Source organism: Dactylosporangium sp. NPDC049140 (genome assembly GCF_040648435.1).
This window is the reverse complement of record NZ_JBEZDS010000009.1, coordinates 90,578-96,632: the sequence shown is the minus strand read 5'-3', so window position 1 is coordinate 96,632 and position 6,055 is coordinate 90,578. Positions and strand designations below refer to the sequence as shown.

The window sequence follows — 6,055 nt, the reverse complement described above, 5'->3', positions numbered from 1 at the left end:
GCCGGATCCGCGCCGTGAGTCGACGTCCGGCTCGCGGCCGGCGAACCCGTCCGAGCCATGGCGGGAGTCCACCATGGACAGTCGCGCGGCCGAGGAGTCGCGGGCCGCGGCGGGCCGGGGTGGGCACGAGGCCGATCCGCGGCGGGAGTCGAAGTCGCAGGGGCGGCGTACCGCGCGCGAGATGGCCGCGGCCTGGGAGGCCACCGCGGCCGCCACGCTGGCGCCATCGGGGTCCGCGCCTCCGGCCGGCCCGCCGGCGGGTGGTCGCCGGCGCGCGCCCGAGGCCGAGCAGGAACCGCCGAACGCCGGGCGGAAGGCCGCGCACGCGCTGCCCGAGCCCCGCCGCGGCGAGACCGAACCCCCCGACTCGCGGCGCCCGTCCGGGCCTGGCGGCGGCGGTCGCCGTCATGCGGCCGAGCCCGACGAACCGGCCGCCTTCCACCCCGGCCCGCCGGCCGACCCGCGCGCCCCCGACCCGCGAACCGGAGATGTCCGCGGAGGCGGCCAGCGGACCGGCGGCGATCCGCGTACCGGCGACGTTCGCGGTGGCGGACCACGCACGGGTGATGTGCGCGGCGGCGATCCGCGGGCTGGAGGCGACCCGCGGAACGGTGACGTACGTGGTGGCGACCCCCGTAGCGGCGATGTCCGCGGCGGTGGCGACCCGCGTACGGCCGACGCGCGTTCCGGCATGCCCGCCGAGGCCCCCAACCGACGTGGACCGGGCGGCGGCCCCGGTGGCCGTGATGGTCAGGGCGGGCGCGATGGTCAGGGCGGCCGCGACGGTCAGGGCGGCCGCGACGGCCAGGGCGGCCGCGACGGACAAGGCGGGCGCGGACCCGGCCAGGGCGGCCCCGGTGGCCAGGGCGGCGGACGCGGCCCCGGCCAGCGCGGCCCGAACCACGGCGGCCGCGGACCGGGCCAGGGTGGCGGCGGCCCCGCCGGACCGGGCCCGTTCGGCAACGGGCGCGCCCCCGGCGGCCGGTTCCAGGGCGAGGGCCCCCCGCCCAAGCCCTTCGTCGACCTCGCGCGCTTCGACACGAACCCGGTGACGTACCGGGGCACGGCCAGCTCGCCTTCGGGCATCGACTGGGAGTCCACGACGCAGATCGCGCCGTTCGGGCTGCTCCAGCACGCTCAGGTGAAGCGGGTTCGGCAGCTGCGGTACGCCACGATCATTTTTCTCGTGCTCGCCATCGTCAGCGCCCCGGCCGCGTTCTTCGTGATCCGGGAGCTCTCGCGCGACCCCGTGTTCGCCGAGCTCGACGACCTCGACCTGCCCGAGTGGGCCGCGCGGAACCCGACCGACGGCGCCGTCGGCAGCCGATGGTGCATCGACGAGTGCCGGTCGCGCCAGCGCACCTGGGAGTCCGCACGCGGGCCCGAGGAGACCAACCGGGCCTTCGTCGGCAAGCTGCGCGACGCCGGCTGGGTCGAGTGGAGCATCCCGGACTGCCAGGCCGAGGGCGTCGACGGCATCGAGACGTGCTGGCAGCGCGACGAGTACGTGCTCGACCTGTGGGTCCGCGCGGCCGTGTGCGACGTGAAGGGCGCCCGCCCGACCATCAGCCCCGCCCCGGCCTCGACCGGCGGCGCGAAGACCCCGACGGCCAAGCCGCCGGCGTCGAAGCCGCCCGCGTCCGAGCCGCCCGCGGAGGGCGACAGCCCGGGCGCGGCCCCGACGGCGATCTGCCCACTGGCAGTGACAACGATCAAGGTGTTCAACCGCATCAGCTACGACCCGGGCGGCGGCGGACCACCGGGACCGTGAGCGCCGTGCGCGAATGCGCACACAACTGCGCCGGTCGAAGCGCGGCAATGCCTCACGGAGGGTAGGGTTCCTCCGTTGGAATCACCCATTCATGCGGGTTGAGGAGGAACGGCGTGACCGTGTCCCTGGGCGGAATCGCGGCGCTCGTAGCGTCGGGTGGATTCTTCGTGCTCGTGCTTGTGCTCGCGGTGCCGATCCTGCGAACTCGCCACACAATCGACGCGGCCACCGGCGCCCTGCGCGACGCCGCCAACCAGACCACGCCCATGCTGGAGCGGGTCAACACCACCATCGACAATGTGAACACCGCGCTGACGCAGGTGCACACCACCCTCGACGGGGTCAACATGCAGCTCGCCCGGATCGACACGATCACCGAAAACGTGTCGCACGTGAGCGCGAACGTTGCGAACCTGTCAACGGTGGTCAGTGCCGCCGCGGCCAACCCGCTGGTGAAGGTCGCCGCGTTCGGTTACGGCGTGCGCAAGGCCGCCGCCAACCGTCGCCACGCCGCGGACGAGGCCGAGGTCCGCGAGCAGGTCAAGCAGCGGCGCCGGCGCGGCTGAGCAAGCACCGAAGGTACAACCAAACACAACAAGGGAAGGGTTGAGCCATGCGGCGTCTGCTGTGGCTCGGTATCGGACTCGCCGTCGGGGCACTGGTGGTCCGGGCGGTCACCAAGAAGGTGAACGCCTTCAGCCCGCAGGGGATCGCGGCCTCGGCGCGCGACTCCGCGACGGGAATCGCCGCCGGAGTGCGCAACTTCGTCGGCGACGTGCGTGACGGCATGGCCGAGCGCGAGGCCGAGATCCATGCCGCCTTCGCCGAAGGCCTGCCCCTGGACGAGGATCTTTACCCGGAAGGCCCGCAGCACCGATGAGAACCGCCGAGATCAAGCGACGTTTCCTGGCCCACTTCGAGGCCAACGGGCACACGGTGGTGCCCTCCGCCCCGCTGCCGGCGATCGCGGACCCCAACCTGCTGTTCATCAACGCGGGCATGGTCCAGTTCGTGCCGTTCTTCCTCGGCCAGCGCACCCCGTCCTACTCGCGGGCCACGAGCGTGCAGAAGTGCATCCGTACGCCCGACATCGAAGAGGTCGGCAAGACCAGCCGGCACGGCACGTTCTTCCAGATGAACGGCAACTTCAGCTTCGGCGACTACTTCAAGGAAGGCGCCATCAAGCTGGCCTGGGAGCTGTCCACGAACTCCGTCGCGGACGGCGGGTTCGGGCTGGACCCCGAGCGCATCTGGGCGACCGTGTACCTCGACGACGACGAGGCCATCGACATCTGGAGGCGCACCGGCCTGCCGGCCGACCGCATCGTGCGCCGCGGCAAGAAGGACAACTTCTGGTCGATGGGTATCCCGGGCCCGGCCGGCCCCTGCTCGGAGCTGTACTACGACCGCGGCGACGCCTACGGCAAGTCCGGCGGCCCGGAGGTCGACGAGGACCGGTACCTGGAGTACTGGAACCTCGTCTTCATGCAGCACGAGATCGCCAACGTGAAGTCGAAGGAGACCTTCGACATCGTCGGTGACCTGCCGAAGAAGAACATCGACACCGGCATGGGCCTGGAGCGCATCGCCTCGATGCTGCAGGGCGTCGACAACCTGTACGAGATCGACGAGGTCCGGCCGATCCTGGCCAAGGCCGCGGAGCTGACCGGCAAGCGCTACGGCCAGGCCGTGTCCCACATCGCCGCCGAGAGCCACCCCGACGACGTACGCCTGCGCGTCATCGCCGACCACGTGCGCACCGCGCTGATGGTCATCTCCGACGGCGTGATCCCGAGCAACGAGGGCCGTGGCTACGTGCTGCGCCGCATCCTGCGCCGTGCGATCCGCTCGATGCGCCTGCTCGGCTGGCAGGAGGGCCCGGCGCTGCCGCTGCTGCTGCCGATCGCCCGCGACTGCATGGCCCCGTCCTACCCCGAGGTCGCCGCGGAGTACGACCGGATCTCGCAGTACGCGTACGGCGAGGAGGAGCGCTTCCTGCAGACCCTCAACGCCGGCACCACGATCCTCGACCTGGCCGTGACCGAGACCAAGGCGACGGGCGGCCGCCTGCTGGCCGGCGACAAGGCCTTCCAGCTGCACGACACCTACGGCTTCCCGATCGACCTGACCCTGGAGATCGCGGCCGAGCAGGGCCTGAGCGTCGACGAGGACGGCTTCCGCCGGCTGATGGCCGAGCAGAAGGCCAACGCCAAGGCGGACGCCCAGGCGCGCAAGACCGGCCACGCCGACCTGTCGGTGTACCGCGCCGCGCTGGAGGAGGGCGGCCCGGTCGAGTTCACCGGGTACCGCGAGATCACCCGCGAGTCCCGGGTCCGCTCGCTGCTCGGGGCCAAGGTCGCGGGGGAGGGCGAGGAGGTCTCGCTGGTCCTCGACGCGACCCCGTTCTACGCCGAGAGCGGCGGCCAGCTCGCCGACTCCGGCTTCATCACGCTCGGCGGCGGCAAGGTCGAGGTGCTCGACGTACAGTCGCCGCTGCCCGGTCTCATCGTGCACCGCGCGCGCGTGGTGGCCGGCGAGGTCCACCCCGGCGACACCGCGTTCGCCGAGATCGACGTCGACCGGCGCCGGGCGGTCTCGCGCGCCCACACCGCGACGCACCTGATCCACCAGACGATGCGCAACTTCCTCGGCGAGTCGGCGACCCAGGCGGGCTCGCTCAACGCCCCGGGCCGGCTGCGCTTCGACTTCAACACGCCCTCGGCGGTCCCGGCGAGCGTGCTGCACGACGTGGAGCAGCAGGTCAACGAGGTACTCCTGCGCGACCTGCTCGTGCACGCGTTCATCACCTCGCAGGAGGAGGCGCGCAAGATCGGCGCCATGGCGCTGTTCGGCGAGAAGTACGGCGACGAGGTCCGCGTCGTCGAGGTCGGCGACTACGCCCGCGAGCTGTGCGGCGGTACCCACGTCGAGCGCTCCTCGCAGCTCGGCCTGGTCAAGATCCTGTCCGAGGCGTCGGTCGGCTCGGGCGTGCGCCGCGTCGAGGCCCTCGTCGGCCTGGACGCGTTCAGCCACCTGGCCCGCGAGCACGTGCTCGTGTCCCGGCTGGCCGAGCTCTTCCGCGTGCCGGGCGACCAGGTCGCCGACCGCGTCGAGCAGACGGTCGCCCAGCTGCGCGACGCCGAGCGCGAGCTGGAGAAGCTGCGCACGCAGGTCGTCCTGGCCGGCGCGGGCGCGCTGGCCGAGGCCGCCCGCGACGTGCGCGGCGTCGCCTTCGTCGGCACCGAGGCGCCGGAGGGCACCTCGGCCAACGAGGTGCGCACGCTGGTGCAGGAGATCCGCGGCCGCATCCCGGCCGACCGCCCGGCGGTGGTCGCCGTGACGTCCCGCGCGGGCGGCAAGGCGTCGCTGGTCGTGGGCGTCAACGCGGCCGGCAAGGGTCGCGGCCTCAAGGCGGGCGACCTGGTCAAGGGCGCCCTGTCCGGCCGTGGCGGCGGCAACGCCGACCTGGCCCAGGGCGGCGGCGTGCCGGCCGCCGAGGCCCCGAACCTGCTGATCGCTGTGGAAAAGGCCTTGTAGCAGCGCTGTTTGTTCGACTGGGCGGTCCCGGAAGGGGCCGCCCGGTTCGTTTCCGCGCGACGCGCCGATTTCCCCAAGTCGGAAATAACGGACTCGTCACCCGAGTGGGGTACAGGGTTCGCATCCGGCGTGTCGGACGGTGACGCGGTGCGCACAGGCCGGGAAACCCCGGCGGGACAGCGGTTCAAGACCGCCTTAAGTCTTGCCTTGGCGGACCCCGGACGGGCCGCGGGTAGCGCGCGGAAGTGCGCGAAACGGTTATCGTGCGCGTGTGGAGCAGTGGACCCGGGGACGACGCCTCGGCATCGACGTGGGGTCGGTGCGCGTCGGCGTGGCCGTGTGCGACCCGGACGGCATCCTCGCCAGCCCCGTGGCCACCGTCGCGCGCGACCAGAAGACCGAGCCGGACACGGTACCGTCCGACATTTCGGAAATTCTCGGTTACGCCGCCGAGTACGAGGCGGTCGAGCTCGTCGTCGGCCTGCCGATCAACCTGGCCGGCCGCGAAGGGCCGGCGGCGACCCTGATCAGGCAGTACGCGGACCGGCTGGCCACGGCGGCCGCTCCGGTGCCCGTCGTGCTGACGGACGAGAGGATGTCCACCGTGACGGCAGCACGTAGGCTGTCGGAGCGCGGCGTCCGAGGCAGACGCCAGCGCGCGGTGGTCGATCAAGCGGCTGCGGTGGAGATCCTGCAGGGTTGGCTCGATGCCAGACGTGCCGGAATCGTTCGTGGCTGAGCGCCCAG

Annotated in this window: 6 protein-coding genes; 5 read left to right on the top strand and 1 reads right to left on the bottom strand. The window is 72.6% G+C overall.

The genetic code is table 11. From position 1 onward, the window contains the following. Nucleotides 1-904: hypothetical protein (locus AB0B76_RS17230; protein WP_360375661.1), on the bottom strand; the 904-nt coding region annotated here is incomplete at its 3' end. 144 nt (nt 905-1,048) lie between these two features. On the opposite strand from AB0B76_RS17230, the gene AB0B76_RS17225 reads away from it, so the two are divergent. The 5 genes from AB0B76_RS17225 (at nt 1,049) to ruvX (ending at nt 6,047) form a co-directional block, all read left to right on the top strand. Beyond that, nucleotides 1,049-1,771, top strand: a complete 723-nt coding sequence (locus AB0B76_RS17225; protein ID WP_360375659.1) for a hypothetical protein — start codon at nt 1,049-1,051, stop codon at nt 1,769-1,771. A 119-nt stretch (nt 1,772-1,890) separates the two neighbouring features. Further along, nucleotides 1,891-2,337: a DUF948 domain-containing protein gene (locus tag AB0B76_RS17220; RefSeq protein WP_360376067.1), complete on the top strand. Its 447-nt coding sequence runs from the start codon at nt 1,891-1,893 to the stop codon at nt 2,335-2,337. Nucleotides 2,338-2,384: 47 nt separating this feature from the next. Further along, the gene (locus tag AB0B76_RS17215) at nt 2,385-2,651 is read left to right on the top strand and encodes a hypothetical protein (RefSeq protein WP_360375657.1); all 267 of its coding nucleotides are present in this window, start codon (nt 2,385-2,387) and stop codon (nt 2,649-2,651) included. Then, nucleotides 2,648-5,308 (top strand): alanine--tRNA ligase, encoded by a 2,661-nt coding sequence (alaS, locus tag AB0B76_RS17210; protein WP_360375655.1) that lies wholly within the window; start codon nt 2,648-2,650, stop codon nt 5,306-5,308. Before AB0B76_RS17215 ends, alaS begins: the two co-directional genes overlap by 4 nt. Before the next feature lie 271 nt (nt 5,309-5,579). Then, on the top strand, nt 5,580-6,047 hold the full coding sequence (gene ruvX / locus AB0B76_RS17205; RefSeq protein WP_360375653.1) for a Holliday junction resolvase RuvX: 468 nt from the start codon (nt 5,580-5,582) through the stop codon (nt 6,045-6,047). The last annotated feature ends 8 nt before the right edge of the window (nt 6,048-6,055 follow it).

Coding starts and splice junctions, on each gene's coding strand:
- AB0B76_RS17215 (WP_360375657.1), top strand. CDS start 2,385: ATGCGGCGTCTGCTGTGGCTCGGTATCGGACTCGCCGTCGGGGCACTG.
- alaS (WP_360375655.1), top strand. CDS start 2,648: ATGAGAACCGCCGAGATCAAGCGACGTTTCCTGGCCCACTTCGAGGCC.